14 protein-coding genes and 2 pseudogenes are annotated in these 15,967 nt (G+C 54.1%); 6 read left to right on the top strand and 10 right to left on the bottom strand.

The window, feature by feature from the left end; all coding sequences use genetic code 11:
- Window positions 1–325: 325 nt before the first annotated feature.
- The 4 genes and pseudogenes from D8U73_RS29085 to D8U73_RS29640 all read left to right on the top strand — a co-directional run.
- Window positions 326–2,620 carry an AAA family ATPase gene (locus tag D8U73_RS29085; RefSeq protein WP_130906404.1) on the top strand — a complete coding sequence of 765 codons (2,295 nt, stop codon included), beginning with the start codon at window positions 326–328 and terminating at the stop codon, window positions 2,618–2,620.
- On the top strand, window positions 2,617–4,566 hold the full coding sequence (locus D8U73_RS29080) for a UvrD-helicase domain-containing protein (protein ID WP_130906403.1): 1,950 nt from the start codon (window positions 2,617–2,619) through the stop codon (window positions 4,564–4,566). The genes D8U73_RS29085 and D8U73_RS29080 overlap by 4 nt, the downstream gene beginning before the upstream one ends.
- A 108-nt stretch (window positions 4,567–4,674) precedes the next feature.
- A complete protein-coding gene (locus D8U73_RS29075) occupies window positions 4,675–4,896 on the top strand; it encodes a hypothetical protein (protein WP_130906402.1) in 222 nt (73 codons plus the stop codon).
- A 37-nt stretch (window positions 4,897–4,933) separates the two neighbouring features.
- Window positions 4,934–5,161, top strand: a pseudogene (locus D8U73_RS29640) (hypothetical protein); the annotation flags it as partial.
- A gap of 5 nt (window positions 5,162–5,166) precedes the next feature.
- Here D8U73_RS29640 and D8U73_RS29065 read toward each other — a convergent pair.
- The 3 genes from D8U73_RS29065 to D8U73_RS29055 form a co-directional block, all read right to left on the bottom strand.
- Entirely contained in the window at window positions 5,167–6,087 is a 921-nt protein-coding gene (locus D8U73_RS29065; protein WP_130906400.1) for a restriction endonuclease, read from the bottom strand.
- Between the two features lie 300 nt (window positions 6,088–6,387).
- The gene (locus D8U73_RS29060; RefSeq protein ID WP_130906399.1) at window positions 6,388–9,081 is read right to left on the bottom strand and encodes a DEAD/DEAH box helicase family protein; all 2,694 of its coding nucleotides are present in this window, start codon (window positions 9,079–9,081) and stop codon (window positions 6,388–6,390) included.
- A 9-nt stretch (window positions 9,082–9,090) separates the two neighbouring features.
- Complete coding sequence (locus D8U73_RS29055) at window positions 9,091–10,623, bottom strand: site-specific DNA-methyltransferase (RefSeq protein ID WP_130906398.1); 1,533 nt, start codon at window positions 10,621–10,623, stop codon at window positions 9,091–9,093.
- Between the two features lie 342 nt (window positions 10,624–10,965).
- On the opposite strand from D8U73_RS29055, the pseudogene D8U73_RS29050 reads away from it, so the two are divergent.
- Window positions 10,966–11,261, top strand: a pseudogene (locus tag D8U73_RS29050) (peptidoglycan DD-metalloendopeptidase family protein); the annotation flags it as partial.
- Window positions 11,262–11,364: 103 nt separating this feature from the next.
- On the top strand, window positions 11,365–12,372 hold the full coding sequence (gene rpoS, locus D8U73_RS29045) for an RNA polymerase sigma factor RpoS (RefSeq protein WP_130906397.1): 1,008 nt from the start codon (window positions 11,365–11,367) through the stop codon (window positions 12,370–12,372).
- Window positions 12,373–12,526: 154 nt separating this feature from the next.
- Here rpoS and D8U73_RS29040 read toward each other — a convergent pair whose 3' ends face one another.
- The 7 genes from D8U73_RS29040 to D8U73_RS29010 form a co-directional block, all read right to left on the bottom strand.
- Window positions 12,527–13,072, bottom strand: a complete 546-nt coding sequence (locus D8U73_RS29040) for a hypothetical protein (protein WP_029380360.1) — start codon at window positions 13,070–13,072, stop codon at window positions 12,527–12,529.
- Window positions 13,073–13,560: 488 nt separating this feature from the next.
- Window positions 13,561–14,193: a recombinase family protein gene (locus tag D8U73_RS29035; protein ID WP_130906396.1), complete on the bottom strand. Its 633-nt coding sequence runs from the start codon at window positions 14,191–14,193 to the stop codon at window positions 13,561–13,563.
- A 142-nt stretch (window positions 14,194–14,335) separates the two neighbouring features.
- Window positions 14,336–14,584, bottom strand: a complete 249-nt coding sequence (locus D8U73_RS29030) for an antirestriction protein ArdR (RefSeq protein ID WP_130906395.1) — start codon at window positions 14,582–14,584, stop codon at window positions 14,336–14,338.
- The gene (locus tag D8U73_RS29025; protein ID WP_130906394.1) at window positions 14,581–14,787 is read right to left on the bottom strand and encodes a hypothetical protein; all 207 of its coding nucleotides are present in this window, start codon (window positions 14,785–14,787) and stop codon (window positions 14,581–14,583) included. Before D8U73_RS29025 ends, D8U73_RS29030 begins: the two co-directional genes overlap by 4 nt.
- A gap of 28 nt (window positions 14,788–14,815) precedes the next feature.
- Complete coding sequence (locus tag D8U73_RS29020; protein WP_130906393.1) at window positions 14,816–15,223, bottom strand: hypothetical protein; 408 nt, start codon at window positions 15,221–15,223, stop codon at window positions 14,816–14,818.
- Window positions 15,220–15,570 (bottom strand): TrfB-related DNA-binding protein, encoded by a 351-nt coding sequence (locus D8U73_RS29015; RefSeq protein ID WP_130906392.1) that lies wholly within the window; start codon window positions 15,568–15,570, stop codon window positions 15,220–15,222. The genes D8U73_RS29020 and D8U73_RS29015 overlap by 4 nt, the downstream gene beginning before the upstream one ends.
- On the bottom strand, window positions 15,567–15,967 hold a 401-nt coding region (locus D8U73_RS29010; protein WP_206663032.1), incomplete at its 5' end, for a hypothetical protein. The genes D8U73_RS29015 and D8U73_RS29010, both read right to left, overlap by 4 nt.

Raw genomic sequence — 15,967 nt, 5'->3', positions numbered from 1 at the left:
CCGGACTATCCAGAGCTGGGCCGCGTGCAATGGGTCGTGGAATACCGGAGGGAGCCTGCGACCGAGGATATGCCGCGAAAGCCCGTTGCAGGCAAGGCACGGCGGCGGATAGGCCATTGGGGCGTCCGCTACCGAACGATGATGATGAGCCACCTAGTGAGTGCGGATTGGGTTTCGCGTTGAAATTCCGTTATAAATCTCAAGGGAGGGCTCGTCGAGAGACTGGGGTTGGTCAGGCCAGGCGGCACGGCGCAATCGCGCCCTCGCATGTATCTGCAACCACACAATTTCGTTGGTTGCTTCAACCTGACGTCTATGGATAGATATGACCGACAAAGCGTCTACCTCAGTAACTTCTGGAAGCATTACCCTCAGCCACGTCGAACTCTGTCAGTTTCGACGTCTCACCAGAGTCAAGCTCGACGTCGACGAAAAAACCACGATTCTTGTTGGAGCCAACAACAGTGGGAAGACATCAATCCTAACCGCGCTTCGCCAGTTCCTCTCTGATGCGCCGACGTTTGGGGCATTCGATATCAGCCTATCGCAGTGGCCTGCTCTGAGAGCCCTAGGGAAACTCTGGGAAGGCTTGGCCGAGGATCCTGCAACAGCTGATTCGTCCGTCGACGACTGGGACGCTCAGCTCGTGACGCTACGATCTTCAATGCCAACGTTGGACCTCTGGCTCAATGCCGAGGAAGGGATGTATCACTTCGTCGCACCCTTCCTTTCGAAATTCAACTGGACAGGTGGTGCGGTCGGCGTTCGCCTTCGGTTGGAGCCGGCCTCGTCTGTTGACGAACTGCAGCGACTTGCGTGGCGCTATCGTGAGGCCCGAGCTCCTGTGAAGGATTTGGACAAAGCCTCGCACGCCTGGCCCATCGATCTTCTGGACTTCTGGCTCCGGTACCCCGGTGACCTTGGTCGCGTTCAGGTTTACAAGCTGGACGCGGAGAACAACCCCATCGAGAAGGGTAAGGTGTACAAGGCTCAGGTTTTGGCATCCAACGCGACACCTGTTGACCGAACCCACCTTTCCCGGCTTGTTCGAGTGGACTTCGTACCGGCGCAGCGTGGGTTAGGCACTGAAGAGGCGGACACGCGTTCCGGATCCGGTCCGCATCGTGTGGGCCTCTTCTCCAATCAGTTGTTGAAGTTTGCGCGACAGCATCTGAACATCGCTGCCACTGGTCATGGGCATCGTGCTGATCTAGTCGAAGCGGTCGCGAACGCTCAGGCCGACCTCGACCAGAAGATTCGAGATGCTCTAGCTCCGTCGGTTGAGGACGTCAAGATTCTGGGATATCCCGGTCTCCATGACCCGCACGAAATTCACTTCCGCACGCGCATTCAAACCGCGGATCTCCTCGACCACGGTACGGCAGTTCAGTACCGCATGAGCAAGGACTCTGTGGATGATCTGCTGCCGGAATACTCAATCGGCCTTGGTTATCAAAACCTTCAGTCCTTGAGTTATCAGTTGGTGTCGTTTAAGGCGGCGCGGCTGAATCCTACAAAGGGCTCGCCTGCGCCAGTCCATATTGTGATGATTGAAGAGCCCGAGGCGCACCTACATGTCCAGGTCCAGCGCATCTTTTCGGATAAGGCGCACAAACTAATCAGTCCGACGGCAACAGAACCTGGCTCGTTGAAGAGTCAATTACTCATCAGTACGCACTCTAGTCACCTGGCGCATGCGCAAAGCTTTGCTCACCTGCGATACCTGCGGCGCGTTGCCAAGTCAAAAACTGTGGCGATGCCCAGCACGGAAATTGTGAATATGGGTGACGTTTTTGGTGACGATGACGATACGCGGATCTTCGCCGAGAGATACTTCCGTGTGCAGCACACGGATCTTCTGTTCGCAGATGCGGCAGTTTTCGTTGAGGGGACGGCGGAGCGTATGCTGGTTCCTCTATTCATCGAACGACAGTTCGGAGCGCTGAGCAGTCGGTACGTGTCGCTCCTTGATATCGGCGGTAGCCACGCTCATCGGCTTCGCCCGCTGGTGGAGCGTCTGAGAATTCCAACGGTGATCATTACTGATATTGACCCCGTGGAAGAGTCTTCAGATGCTAACGGCAAAATCACTCTTACTGCTGTCGCCAATGAAGGGCAAGCAGGACTGAAGTGTGGGAACGCGACGCTTAGGACATGGCACCCTAAGTGCACTGAGCTCGATGATTTCAAGGAACCCAAAGAGTCCCATTTAGTCTGGAGTGAGGTGGCTGACTGCAAGGTCAGATTCACATGGCAGTTACCTGTGAAAGAGGCTGATAACTGTTGGCCGAGTTCCTTCGAAGACTCCCTGATCCTTTCAAACATTTCATGGTTCAAGGAGTTGGGTAAGGAGAAGTTCAGCCCAGACGGGGTGAAGATAAAGAAGCCTACTGGAGCACTTGGCAAGGTCGTGACGACAGTGACCGGCGCCGAATCCAATGCCGATTTGGCGAAAAAGCTCCACACGCTGATGCATGGAAAGTTCAGCAAAGGAGACTTTTCTGCAACGATTTTCGAGAAAATTGCTTCGGGTGAGATCATTACTTGCCCGCAATATATCGCTGACGCACTTGAATGGCTCCAAGAGCAGCTCAATCTTGAATCGGAGGTTTACCTGTGAGCGTCGGGTTGATTCGCAATGGTAATGAGCGCGATGCTGGTGTCGTCGAGGAAATCTGTGGCTATCTTACGGAAAAGCCAGGTCGCAGCTTCTTTCTGTTTGCAGGCGCGGGATCCGGGAAGACTAGAACGTTAGTTGAGGTTCTACGTCGGCTCACGGGTGTGGTTCCCCATGACTCTGGAGGTGAACTCGCGAGAAACCTTCGGCTGCTTGGTCGTTCTATTCGAGTGATCACGTTTACCAAGAATGCTGTCTCCGTAATCAACGGACGCCTGGGTAATAACGACCTTGTTAATGTCTCGACCATTCACTCCTTCTGCTGGGAGTTGATTGGTGGGTTTGACGACGACATTAGAGAGGCCCTTATCGCAGTCAAGACGAAGCAATTGGAACGGGATAGACTCGAAGCCTCCCAGAAGGCAAGAGGTATCAGCGCCACTGATGAAACCAACTTCGCAGAGATTGAGCAGGACATCGAAGAGTTTCGTACTACTGAGAAGTTCATCTACCACCCGGACCGGAACAGGTATGGTTCTGGGGCAATTCAACATAGACACGTTCTGGATGCCACGTCTTGGCTGCTGGCGAACAGGCCAACTCTCCGAACCATATTAAGAGACCGTCATCCGATAGTCCTCATCGACGAGTCGCAGGACACAATGAAGGGTGTCCTAGATGCGTTGATGGAGGTTGCCACTCCACAGGGTAACGGACTCACTTTGGGCCTGTTGGGTGACCATCGGCAACGAATCTACACGGATGGCCATTTGGACCTGCCTGGACTGGTGCCAGAAGGGTGGGGGCGTCCCGAGCTGCAGATGAACCATCGCAGCCAACAGCGAATCGTTGCGCTGATAAACAAGATTTGGGAGGCGGAGCATGAGGGTCGTACGCAGCAACCCACTGGTGTCAAACAGCATCCACGTACGGAAAAAACTGGCGGAGTTGTACGAGTGTTTGTGGGGGATGCGAAGCTCAGCTCTGATGAGAAAGTAAAGAAGGAAGAACTGTGCGCCGAGCTCATGGCTGACGCCACTTCATCTACCGTCTGGAGAACGCGGGGACATCAAATCCTTGCGCTTGAGCACAAGCTTGTCGCCACTCGCGGGGGGTTTCTTCAAGCTTACCGAGCCATGGATCTCCTAGACCCTAACGCTGCGGCGCCACAGGGAAGCGGTGAGAATAAAGGCCCAACCGTAGCGCGGCTGTTGTTAGAGGAATTGATGGAACTAGCTGCTTGCGTCGAAGCTGACGGATGCATCAACGAGTTTGCGGCTACGGAGGTTCTGAGACGGAATGGCAGCCTGAATTCTTTGCCCGAGGATGGTGCGACTAGACAATTGCGCATGATGGAAATGCTCCAAGCTATAGCGGGCTTTGCGACGGTCATCTCCAATCCCAGTGCCACGGTGAGGGAGATTTTGGAGTCAGTGTTGGGAGCGCGACTCTTCGAAGTAGATACTCGTTTAGTAGCAGCGTTCAGTGACAATTCGCCCGCGCCTGCTGCGCCTCCTCCGCGCACAAAGGAACCGTCGGAGGCTCGAGTGCGACGCGGCTGGTGTGCTCTATTTGCTGCCCCTTGGGAGGAGCTAGCGCGCTACCGAAACTACTTAGCTGGAAAGACAGACCTCGCCACGCATCAGGTCGTAAAGGGTTCCGAGTTTCCTCACGTGATGGTGGTGATGGATGACAGTGAAGCAGGTGGCTTCCAAATATCTTACGACAAGTTGTTTGGTGCGAAGGATCTCAGCAAAAATGACGTGAGCAACGTCGATGCGAAGAAGGAGACAACCATTGACCGAAGCTTGCGGCTCTTGTACGTCACCTGCAGCCGGGCGCGCGAAAGCTTGGCGCTAGTGCTCTGGTCGGAAAACCCAGAGGCTGCGCTGGAGAGCATCAGAAAGAGTAAGTGGTTCATCGAGGAGGAGGTGTTGCCTGTGCCGTGAAGGGAAAAATAGACTACCGCACCGTGAGCGCTGACGGCTGGAGTCGGCGCCTACACTAAAATGCGCAGACAAGGAGACTACCCGTAGGTACCGGGCAAGGAGGAATACATGAGTCTGGATCCAGTGCCGACCGAACTGTTACATGATCGACTGAATGGCGCGATTGAATTGATCAAGAAGACGCTGCACCTGTATCAGGGCCTGGAGAAATACGTGATCTATGGTAATGCCATGGGCTATGTCGGTGCCCTGCGCTTTGCTGGACTGATTGACGAGGCCGGCTATAACCAGCTGTACGAAGACTTGCTGAACGTGCTGTATCAGCAGTGAGCTGCGGTCCAATCGGGAAATCGACGAGGCAGGATTGCTATCAAAAGCGGGCAGCACTCAAATGTTTATCGGAGTGTATGCATCTGGCGGCATGAGCCTTTTCGAAGAAATCTGTGATTCCCGGCCTGGTGAGTCGATGACTCGGGCCCTAGCTTGGGGTGTTGAACGCGCTCGTCGCAACCGAGGCGACACAGCACAAAGGCAAATAAGAGTAAAAAATCCCACAAAGTTAGGATGCCTTGCAGTGCCCTGCTCCCAAGCTTAATAGCCTCATTCTTCGTCGAAGTAGTCGCTATCCAGTTTCGGCAACTTGAGCAGTCGCGACGTTACTCCAACTTCGTGATCCATCATCAGGTTAACAAGCCGATTGCCATCAACCAGCACCATACCCTCCACTGAACGAGCAAAGTCGATACCTTGGGCAGTGAAGCCAGAGGTGGTAATAAATACACCGCGCTTGGCCTTTTGCCCGGCAAGTGCGCCGTAGAAGGCTTGCAACTCAGGGCGGCCAACCGTGCCTTGCCAGCGCTTGGCTTGGACGTAGACCTTTTCCAGTCCGAGCTTGTCAAGCGAGATCACCCCATCGATTCCGCCATCTCCGCTACCACCTACGCGCTGCAAGTCATTGCGGCTAGCGCCGTAGCCAAGGCTATGCAGTACGTCCAGCACTATGACCTCGAAGCGATTAGGGCTGACTTGCAGAAGGTTGTCCAGTAGATCGGCTGCAGTTGCTTGGCGTAGCTCACGCAACGCCTGCTCCAGCCGATCATCTGGGCTGACAGTGGCTGAGCTTGCTATCGGAGCAATCTGCTCTTGTCCGTCGAGCGGGATGGCGTCGGTTGGACCCTTGAGCTTTACATCCATAAAGCCGATGGCAAGCTGTTCCACCTTATTTTCAGTGAGGGGGTAAGGATGCTGTGCAGCATAGGTGATGCCTGCATCGGTTAGTTTCCAATAGCCTCGCTTTGCGCTCGTAGATAGGCCCGCGCGCTTGAGGCGGTCATGGGCCCAGCCTGCACGGTTCTTGTATATGGCCTGGCCGCTCGCAATCAGCTCCTGCCGTTGTGTTTCCGACAGGTTTAGCGCTTCGGCAGCTGCTTCATGGGCGTCACGAGCTGCCGCGCCTACGGGTGAAGCTGCTAAGTAGCGCAGTATCGGCTCAATGAACTGGTCGTAAGTAGGGACGGACATTGCAACTCCAAGCGCAAGGTAGACGGCGTGCGCGAATAGTAAAGGTTGCGCATTGTTTTGTATTTGGTGAATCGGCCTTGGCTTCCTGAGCGTGGTCAGAGACCGTTTGAGATCGACTGCCATCGGTGACGACAAGCCGAAACAGCCGATTCTGTTGAAAAAATCGGCCCTGGTTTCCACGTCAGAAAAGTACGCGCCCGAGATTGAAATCCATACCGGAGAGCTCGGGTACTCCAATCAATAGAAACTACGGCTATCTTCCGCTGGGGTAGACAGCCGAGTTGATACCATTTGAGTTATCTATAGCAATTTGTCTGCCAGCTGCTTGAAGACATCCCGCCCCAGGTCATCTCGTTCAACGGCAAACAAAAAGAGACAGAGGCTGTTGCTAGACTTTTCCCACTGATGCCCAACCTGTTGTTTCTCTTTGGAGTCGTCGTTCGTCTTGTAGGGCTCCCCCTTATACTCCACAACTAGGATGCGACCATCTTCCAACTCTGCTACAAAGTCTGGGTAGAAGTAGTCAGATGCGGTCGGCAACCAGAATGAGCAGCTTTCCTGGCGCTCAATGTTGCGAACCCAGTGCTTCACCTTGGGATGAGCATCAATTGCCATTGCACATCTGAACTCCTCTGCGGTGTTGCCAGCAGGAGTTTTTTCCCGTAGGTCATGAATAACGGGGTAGAAGTGTTTGCTAAATTCGTAGCTCCCTTGATACATGTTCCGGGCTGGATACCTTCCAGCGTCGAACGAGAAGCTGTACTGCGCCACTTCTTCCAGCGTCGGTACGGACATCTCAAAGAGTCGTCCTTGGAATCCTTTCTCCATAGCCTGCTTACGCAGACGCTCTATTTCCCCCTTGATGGCGTCGGCCAGCTGGAATCTGGCACGAACCAGTGCGGTCAGGCTAAGGCCGATATCACTCATGAGGTAGGAAAGCATCTTTGTCAGGTAGGCCAGTACCTGTGGCTGAGGCAGGAAGGGTTTGCGCACCTGTATGTCCAGCCAGCGCACTAGGTCTTGCGGGCTGATATGGCTCGCAACCTCGTTCAGCTTTAGTTGCTGGGCGTCAATATGCCGAAACTTGACCTTCTCCCCCTGCACATCAATCTCGAAGGAATTCACTGTTTCGTGGATGCTAAAGCCAGCAAGCTGCACGGGGTAGTCCAGCAGGTTCCAGTCTCCTAGCTCCGCAAGTGTGTCCTTTTCCACAATTTCAAGGTAACCATCCAGCTTTAGACACAGCTGGGGGATTGGTGAGAACAAGATGCCTAACTGTGCTGGGGCTCGTAGGGCATTTCGAACGGCCCGGTGATCAGAAAATTGCTGGGCTACCTTCTCTTTGGCTTTTGGGGGGAGGGACGCGGTGATGAACGTTTCTGCCTGTTTCAGCACCTCGTTGTCCACGTTGCCTTTGAGTACCACTGTTGCGCCTTGCGAAGTAGGGCGAATTTCAACCTGGGCTTTCAAGTCTTCCGGCCAATTATGAGTTTCAGGTACTGCTGGCAACTCGACATGACAATCCGGTATTGAGGGAGTTGTGTTCTGGCCGATACTCTGCGCTGTACCACCTGATCCGCCAGCCAAGGGAAGGGATTGCTGAGGCACAATAATGCCAGCGGTATCCAAACGCTCAAAACCCATGTTCTGAACTAAGCGATCCCGTAGATTGCTGGCGGCCTCTGCAAAGTTTGTTGCCACAATGTGGGCGTAGGCTTTGTTGAGGGGAGCTTGGCTGCGATCCGTTGCATATGGCATGCGGAGTACACGTCCCAGCAGTTGCTCTACATCTTTGGAGGAACTCACCGATTGCAGGCTGGAGAGTACATAGGCGAAGGAGCAGTCCCAGCCTTCTTTCAAAGCCTCGATAGTAATGATGTATCGAACCTTGCAGTCCGGGTCGAACAGGTCGACTCCATTTAGTTCTTTTTGGGTTCCCGTAGCAATTGCAATTTGTTCGGGAGAGATATTTTCCTGCTCGATGAGATGCTGCTTCACAACGTCGACTGTTGCCTCACCACCTTTGGGCATTGCTTGGATAAGCACGATTGGGCGGACGTAGTCGTCTTCCTTTAGAGCGATGAGTTCAAGACTGTCACGCGTCAGGATTGAGTCCCGTAGACACTCTCGCCATCCTTCTGGATGCTCGGCCAGAACAATTGGTAACTTAATCATCTGCTCAGCACGTAGCTCTTGGGCGGACACATGATAGAGCACGTTGTTGCCTGGAACTGGGGTTGCAGTCATTTCTATTACACAGCTCGGGTGCAACCGGCCTAGCGTTTTGAAGAAACGGTCGGTGCGATTGTTGTGGGCTTCATCCACAATGACCAGTGGGCGGTGCAAGTGTAGCCAGTTGGCAACGGACCACTTAACTCTGCCAATATCCTTGGAGGTCAGGAACTTCTGGCTTTGCAGATCGCCCTCAGTCACCTTTTCCAGGTTGGATGTCAGTGAGGCAGGTAGGTCACGGAAGTGTTCACCCAGCTCTTCAAAAAATGAGTAGACGTTTCGAGTGCTGGTATCACTGACGTTGAGCGCCTGTATGGTAGCCACTACGACGATGCAAGCTTTACCTATGTCGTGTGGGCCGACTGTCTGTAGGCTTTCGAGATCGCAAATGCGGATGCGGTCACCGAAATAGTGGGCCAGGGCTTGCCGGTATGGATGGCGGGCATTGGAGAGAGCTTCAAGCGTCTGAGTTCGGATGGTATCCGAAGGGGTGAGCCACAGTGCAACAGGGGCATCGCTATCCAAAACTGACTTGCCGGCCAGTGCTACGGCGTGAGCGGCCAGTAGGGTTTTACCGCCACCTGTTGGAACGCGTAAGCAGACACTAGGAATGTCCGAAAAAATCTCTTGGTAAGCTTCAGTGCGCTGTTGTCGTTGCAGTACATCCTTGTAGGCATCTTGGATAGAAACCTTGCGAGCTCTATCAAAAAAATCGCCCAGAGCGTCCAAGGCGTCATTTTGGTACTTTTTCAGTTTGAACATGGTCGGCTCTTAGCGCATTTTCACGTCGTAGGGGATTTGCTTGAAGGTGATGTCTTCGGCATTCATGCGGGCTGAGCCTAGGCGGGTAGTTTCTCCATACACCACCATGGGGCCTGGGTTGGGTTGTAGCTCTCTCAACATGGCAACGACTGCACTTGTTAGGACATTACCGCTTGCAGGGCGCCGGTCACCGAGGATGCCGTTGTAGAGGAGGAAGTAGCTGGTTCCGTTCTGTTCGCCCATGAATGGGGAATTGAAATCCTGCTGGCCGGGGGTTCCTATTTCAAGATGCCAGATGTATGCCGCCAAAGTGGCAAAACGCACAGAACTGGTGAGCTGGCCTTGCTCATCGAAGGCAGCTTCACCGAGAGTATATAAAGAAAAGCCACCACCACCGCTCCAGTTGGCAGCGTGACTGATGCCACCTGATTCACCTTCGATGACTTTTTCGAGGCGTGGCACGCAGTGTGTTCGGGCATGCTCTCCCATTTCGATGCCGATGTAGCGTCGACCTGTCTTGTGAGCAACTGCGGCAGAAGTGCCAGATCCCAGAAATGAATCTAATATTAGGTCGCCTGGATTAGTAGCGATCCGGAATATTAAGTGAATTAGTTCTTCTGGTTTAGGTGTAGAGAATGGCTCTATTTCAGGAAGAAGTTTACGCAGATGGTCACGCTTTGCAGACTGGTTGGACCCCGCATCTTCGGCAGGCCACCAAGTTCGAGGGACAACCCCATCCTGAACATCGGTCAAATAACGCTTGATAATCGGCAGGCGGTCTCCATCCTTCCCAAAGTAGACGCGGCTTTCAGCGAGAGCTTGCTTCAAATTTTCCTGTGAGAATCGCCAGTAATTGCCTGAGGGAGGCGTCACTACGCGCCCGGATGGCAGGGTTATTGGATATCTCTGCGCGGCACTCCCGCTTTTGGCAGTTCCATTGTCTCCCTGTAACCATGGACCTCTTGGATCTTTGTCTGGGTTTTTATACCTGGCGTTCTGCTCCGGCGTTCTGTCGAGCAGATTTCTGGTTTTGCTCCACACGTCCCGCTGGCGTGCAAATAAAATGACATGGTCGTGAGCGCTGGAAATATCTGTATCGTTCCGGCGACCCTTATCTTTTTCCCAAGCGAAAGTCGCAACGAAGTTTTTCCTACCGAATACTTCGTCCATGAGAACCTTGAGGTAATGCGCTTCGTTGTCGTCAATGGTTACCCAGATGCTACCGTCTTCGGCGAGCAGCTCGCGTAGGAGTACAAGGCGGGGGTACATCATCGATAACCACTGACTGTGCTCTAGGTTGTCGTCGTAGTGCTCGAAAGCGCTTTTGGTGTTGTATGGTGGGTCGATGAAGATGCACTTCACCTGACCGGCGTAAAATGGAATCAGCGATTTTAGGGCTAAGAGATTGTCACCTTGGATGATGAAATTCTCGCTGGCGGCCTGAGTATCGCCGTAGGTTTTTTCACGCTGCAGTAGGTGATAGGGCACCTCAAGCGGGATTTCTTTGGCTTGGTTTTTATTAACCCAATCTATAAATGGCATTTTGCATTGGCCTTGCTGACGCAAAAAAGGAGCATTGTATCCGCCGCCCGCATGATTTAAATACCGATGTCTGTTTCCATGGTGAGCGTCTGTCCAACTCGCCTTGCGTAAGTCAGGAGGAATCCGCGACCTTCGCTTGTCACCACAGACCTGCTTGCAATGTCCGTGATCTATCTGCCCCTGAAGCGTGGGATAGTCATCGGGAAAGGGTCGACAACGCCCCGGGGGGCTCGTGTCCACCCGGACCGAGTAGGCGGATTCACATCTGTCGTCCTCTCACAAGATTTTGGCAAAGCAGAGCAGGGCAGACTGATTCAGACCGTAAAAATCACACAGTGAGGGAATAAAGGAATTGATATCGCCGGTGAATTGAGACAGCCTGCTTTGACTGCGTTAGGTGGGGTACGCCGGGAGTGGCTTAGGGCTACGGCGAATTAGTCATCATCAAACACAGCGATACCTACGTCAGTGCCTACGGACATAACCCGCAGGCTGTTGGTTCAGGAGGGGCAGCAGGTCAAGGTCGGACAGACAATTGCCGAAATGGATCCACGGGTACAAACCGGGTGAAACTGCACTTTGAGATTTACCGCCAGGGTAAACCTGTAGATCCGCTGCAATTCCTGCCGCGTCGTTGATCGCTATTCAGCCTGTTCCGTCACGTAGAGGGGACGGGCTCTAGCGTTGCCATGGATAGGGCGGCGCTGAGCTTGGGGTCGAACTCACCAAAGGACAATAAAAATGGCTCTCAGTAAAGAAGTGCCGGAGTTTGACATCGACGATGAGGTTCTCCTGATGGAGACCGGCATCGGGACGGATTCGATGTCGAATGATGAAGGGGCGGCTCCACCTTCCGTTCGTGCCAAATCCAAACACTCCGCATCGTTGAAACAACACAAGTACATTGACTACACGCGTGCACTTGATGCCACGCAGCTGTACCTCAATGAAATCGGTTTTTCCCCCCTGTTGTCCCCCGAAGAGGAAGTTCATTTTGCGCGCTTGTCGCAAAGTGGCGATCCGGCCGGGCGCAAACGCATGATTGAAAGTAACTTGCGGCTGGTGGTGAAAATCGCCCGACGCTACGTCAATCGTGGCCTGTCGCTGCTGGACTTGATCGAAGAGGGCAACCTCGGGCTGATCCGGGCGGTAGAGAAGTTCGACCCTGAACGTGGCTTCCGCTTTTCGACCTACGCGACCTGGTGGATACGTCAGACCATCGAGCGCGCAATCATGAATCAGACCCGGACCATCCGGCTGCCGATCCATGTGGTCAAGGAGCTGAATGTGTACCTGCGGGCCGCGCGGGAGCTGACGCAAAAACTCGACCATGAACCCTCACCCGAAGAAATCGCCAACCTGCTGGAAAAACCGGTGGGAGAGGTCAAGCGCATGCTCGGCCTTAACGAACGGGTTTCTTCGGTCGACGTCTCGCTGGGCCCGGACTCGGATAAAACGCTGCTGGACACACTCACCGATGATCGCCCGACCGATCCATGCGAACTGTTGCAGGATGACGACCTGTCCCAGAGCATCGATCAATGGCTCTCGGAACTGACCGACAAGCAGCGCGAGGTGGTCATCCGCCGCTTCGGCCTGCGCGGGCACGAAAGCAGCACGCTTGAAGATGTAGGCCTGGAAATTGGCCTGACCCGGGAACGGGTCAGACAGATTCAGGTTGAAGGCCTAAAGCGTCTTCGGGAGATTCTCGAGAAGAATGGCCTGTCGTGCGAGTCGATTTTTCAGTAGCACGACATACTCAGCATAAAGAGCCCGACTGTTCGCAATGGTACGAGTGGTGGGAAAAAACCGGGCGCTGGGGTAGCATGTCGGAACGGTCTTTTGCTCCTTCGCAGAAACCTAGAAACCCGCAAGCATTGCCGTGCTGCGGGTTTCGTCGTTTTTAGGCCTTGTCCGTGATCGACGGTAAATCAGGCAGCATGCCTTCCAATGTTTCTTGAACTGGTGGGTTCATGCCATCACCGGCTGGTAACTGCATATCACCTGGTTCCATGACAGGCGCTTTCAGCAGCTTTCCGGTGCCAAGGTCGCTTTGATCTTCCGACGACACCAGCACTCGCGCATTGAAACGCGCAAACCGGATGTTCTCGCGGCTATCGGCCCAAGCGATTCGGCTATTGACCACGTACGCCAGTGCACCGCCTCGATCACTACCGAGCCTGATGGTTTGAATCCACGCCTGATCGATCAGCACCGACAAGGCCCGCTTGGTGGTAGCGGTCGAGGTTTCCATCAGCTTGGCCAATGTAGCCTGGCTGGCGATCAGAGCACCGCTTTTGTCCATGTTTGCAACTAGGATGTGTAGCAGCTGAGCAGCACGCGGAGCGTGCGCTATGAGCTGTGCCCAGGCTTCGTGCCCAGCACGCTCTGTCTGCACCCATGTCCCGCGTGGAGCGGGCTGGTGTAGGTTGCGGATTTCCTCAGACATTGACCCTCCTGTCAGATCATCCAAGTTGTGGTCGCTATCTCTCAAACTTGCTCGATAGCGTGCAAGAATGAGCCAAGGGTAGCTCACACTGTGCTCTATGGGTAGATCAAATTTGTTCGCTATCTCACAGGCTTGTCAGATAGCGCTCAGCCATGAGCTACCCCTAGCTCACTGTATGAGCTAGGGGTAGCTCATGGCTGTTTGCTATCGAGCAAGGATGAGCCAGGGGTAGCTCATAGATTGGGTAGCTCATCAGGTGAGCTAGGTTAGGTCACGAACTATGAGCGAGGTTGGTTCACCAACCATGACCGAAGGTTCGCTCATATGTTGAGCTACCTACTGCCCTGGAAGCCCCGTAAATCAAGGGTTCGCAACTCCTGCTTCTTATGATCTCTACCTGTCACCTTCTGCGTTTGTTGTTAATCAGGCAAAGCCGCCTGCGGCAGCGGCCACTCGTAAGCGCCTGACAGACTACGGCTACGCCTTCGCTAGTCAGTCACTTCCGACCGGCTCAACTGGTCACGGATTTTGAGCACAGTGGTTGGCGAGCATTTCGCGTGCCGGGCTGCAGCACGAATGCCAAAGTTCGCAGCGAGCAGTTCCCGTACACGCTTGTGTAAGTCCTGGTCTGTAGGACGGCCCTTGTATACGCCTCCCTGTTTGGCTTTTGCGATTCCCTGTGCTTGCCTCTCTCGACGCTGTTGATAGTCCTTGCGAGCGATAGCCGCCATCATTTCGACCATCATGTTGTTGATCGCTGCCAGCATGCGGCTGGTGAACTCGTCGTTTTGGCTTGTTCTCATTGCTAGGTGGCTGGTTGGCAGATCGAGGGCAACGATTCGCAAACCCTTTGAATCAATAGCGGCCTTGAGTGTCCGCCAGTCAGGATCCTCCATCCGAGATAGTCGGTCGATGCTTTCGACAAGAAGAACATCCCCCTTCCGAGCATCTTTGAGCAGGCGCAGCAATTCAGGCCTGTCAGCTTCTGTACCACTGACGTTCTCGGTGTATGTACTGGCAACAAGGTGTCCGTGTTCAGCGGCGAATTGCTCCAACGCTGCATTGGCCCGGTTTGCATCTTGCTCGACGGTCGAGGCGCGGAGGTATGAACGGATGAACATGGTGGACTTCACCTCGTTGTATCAGTTTGAGTGTTCACTTATTGACGTATCAAATTAGGCGTACCAGTAATCGAAGTAAAGCTCTGAGTGATGTACTCAAGGCTGTTTCAGCACGGGTATGCCCTAAAAATACACACTGGGTTCAGGTAGTGGGATTGATCGCAACCCAGCACTTGGCACCGTTGTAATCGTCACCACCTTCAGAGATGAAGACATGGCCAGCCTCGTCTACGGCATAAGCGCCGGGGCGTTCGTGACTTGCGTCCCGCAAGCAGTTTTTCCATCCATACACGGCATCTTTCCAGATCAGCACTACGCCGCCATGGTGATCTTGGTTGGCTGCACGCCATTGAGTGGCGGTTGTGCGTAATGCCTCGATAAGCTGACTCATGTTTTTCCCTCCGTTAGATCAGCTGTTCCTTCAATCTCGATTTGATCCATGTTGCCGTTCCAGCGCTGCCCCTCGGCATCGATCACGCTGACTCGTTCGGTGGCCAGGTCTAGGGCAATGATCTGGCCTGTGCCGAATGAGGTGAGATCGGTCTGAAACGTCACTGCTCTACCAATCAAAGGATGTTGCTCACTCAGTTCCATGTGGCTGATCTCCAAAGGGAGGCGAGGGCTATGAGTTGCGGCGCCGGTGAATACGATCCAGAGCGGGGAATGAGTCGCGAACTTTTTGTTCATGTTTCAGCGATTCCCCGCGAGCGTCCAAGGCTGCTTTCACTGGGGCAAGGATTCTGGCAGCTTCTTCCGCGCCTTTCTCTTTCACCAACTGCTCATGCCCGCGTGGGTCAATGGCTTCACGTTCTACCCGGGCCTTTTCGAGGGCTTCAAAAGCTGCAGCATCTGCAGCTACTGCGGCGTTGATCTCGGCGTAGTGACTCTGGCGTTTCGCTGGGTCGGGTTGAAACTCTTTAGCGAGTTCGAGATCGGCCAACAGCGAGAGGGAACGGTCAATGCCGTTGAGGGACTTCGCCAGTGGCTCCAGCAGCTTGGCGAATGCTTCGAGGGTCTGTTTGTCGGTCATGCTTCGTGATCCTTCTTCGTCATGGATTTGTTTTGCCAATACTTCAACCGTTCTTCGTCCGCCTCTTTTACGAAACGATCGATCATCTGCTCTGGTGCGCAGATCTGCGCATAGGCCCAGCCTTCGGGTGCTTGGAGCAAATAGGCTGAATAGATCTTGTCGCGGATGGCCATCGCTCGCTGTTTGGTCAGCCCGTGAGCGGTGGCCACGGCGACCAGCTTTTTGCCTTCGACAAGTATTTCAAAGGCTACGTCGAGGCTACGGCTGTGCATCTTGGACTTGCTGCGGATCCGCTCGAAGTCTTCGAGCGGTATCCGTAGATCCTGGTCAATGGTGCGGCCAGTCATTCTGTTGGCTTCCACTGTTCAGCGATTTGTTGTCGGGCTTTTTCCAGCTCTTGGGTGAGATATTCCTTTTCGGCCTCCAGAGTCTTTACCTGCTCGGCCAGGACGGCGTTCTGTTCTTTCAGCACGTCGAGTTCTGTGTCTTCGTCCGTGTTGGCGGCAGGCTTCGCGGTCTTGGCTTTGCCACCGGGTTTGATCCTCAGTGCCTTCGTGGTGCGAAGCTGGGTGCGAACCTCGTTGCGCAAATTGAGGTCGGGATCTTCTTCGGCGCGCTGCACCAGCTCGACGGCTGCGGCTTGGTCAAGCCGTTCAAGTCGGGCCAGGTCATTGACCACGGATATATCGGCAGTGACCCCGTTCTGTACGGCTGTGCGGCTCGCGCCTGGCTGCTCTACCGCAT

The organism is Pseudomonas sp. Sample_22 (assembly GCF_004307635.1).
GTDB lineage: Bacteria > Pseudomonadota > Gammaproteobacteria > Pseudomonadales > Pseudomonadaceae > Aquipseudomonas.
The sequence above is the reverse complement of the archived record's forward strand: the minus strand, read 5'-3'. Positions and strand labels throughout refer to the sequence as shown.

What these genes read in the sequence shown, in the direction of transcription:
- D8U73_RS29085 (WP_130906404.1), top strand. Translation starts at nt 326, where the DNA reads ATGACCGACAAAGCGTCTACCTCAGTAACTTCTGGAAGCATTACCCTC.
- D8U73_RS29075 (WP_130906402.1), top strand. Translation starts at nt 4,675, where the DNA reads ATGAGTCTGGATCCAGTGCCGACCGAACTGTTACATGATCGACTGAAT.
- D8U73_RS29065 (WP_130906400.1), bottom strand. Translation starts at nt 6,087, where the DNA reads ATGTCCGTCCCTACTTACGACCAGTTCATTGAGCCGATACTGCGCTAC.
- D8U73_RS29060 (WP_130906399.1), bottom strand. Translation starts at nt 9,081, where the DNA reads ATGTTCAAACTGAAAAAGTACCAAAATGACGCCTTGGACGCTCTGGGC.
- D8U73_RS29055 (WP_130906398.1), bottom strand. Translation starts at nt 10,623, where the DNA reads ATGCCATTTATAGATTGGGTTAATAAAAACCAAGCCAAAGAAATCCCG.
- rpoS (WP_130906397.1), top strand. Translation starts at nt 11,365, where the DNA reads ATGGCTCTCAGTAAAGAAGTGCCGGAGTTTGACATCGACGATGAGGTT.
- D8U73_RS29040 (WP_029380360.1), bottom strand. Translation starts at nt 13,072, where the DNA reads ATGTCTGAGGAAATCCGCAACCTACACCAGCCCGCTCCACGCGGGACA.
- D8U73_RS29035 (WP_130906396.1), bottom strand. Translation starts at nt 14,193, where the DNA reads ATGTTCATCCGTTCATACCTCCGCGCCTCGACCGTCGAGCAAGATGCA.
- D8U73_RS29030 (WP_130906395.1), bottom strand. Translation starts at nt 14,584, where the DNA reads ATGAGTCAGCTTATCGAGGCATTACGCACAACCGCCACTCAATGGCGT.
- D8U73_RS29025 (WP_130906394.1), bottom strand. Translation starts at nt 14,787, where the DNA reads ATGGAACTGAGTGAGCAACATCCTTTGATTGGTAGAGCAGTGACGTTT.
- D8U73_RS29020 (WP_130906393.1), bottom strand. Translation starts at nt 15,223, where the DNA reads ATGACCGACAAACAGACCCTCGAAGCATTCGCCAAGCTGCTGGAGCCA.
- D8U73_RS29015 (WP_130906392.1), bottom strand. Translation starts at nt 15,570, where the DNA reads ATGACTGGCCGCACCATTGACCAGGATCTACGGATACCGCTCGAAGAC.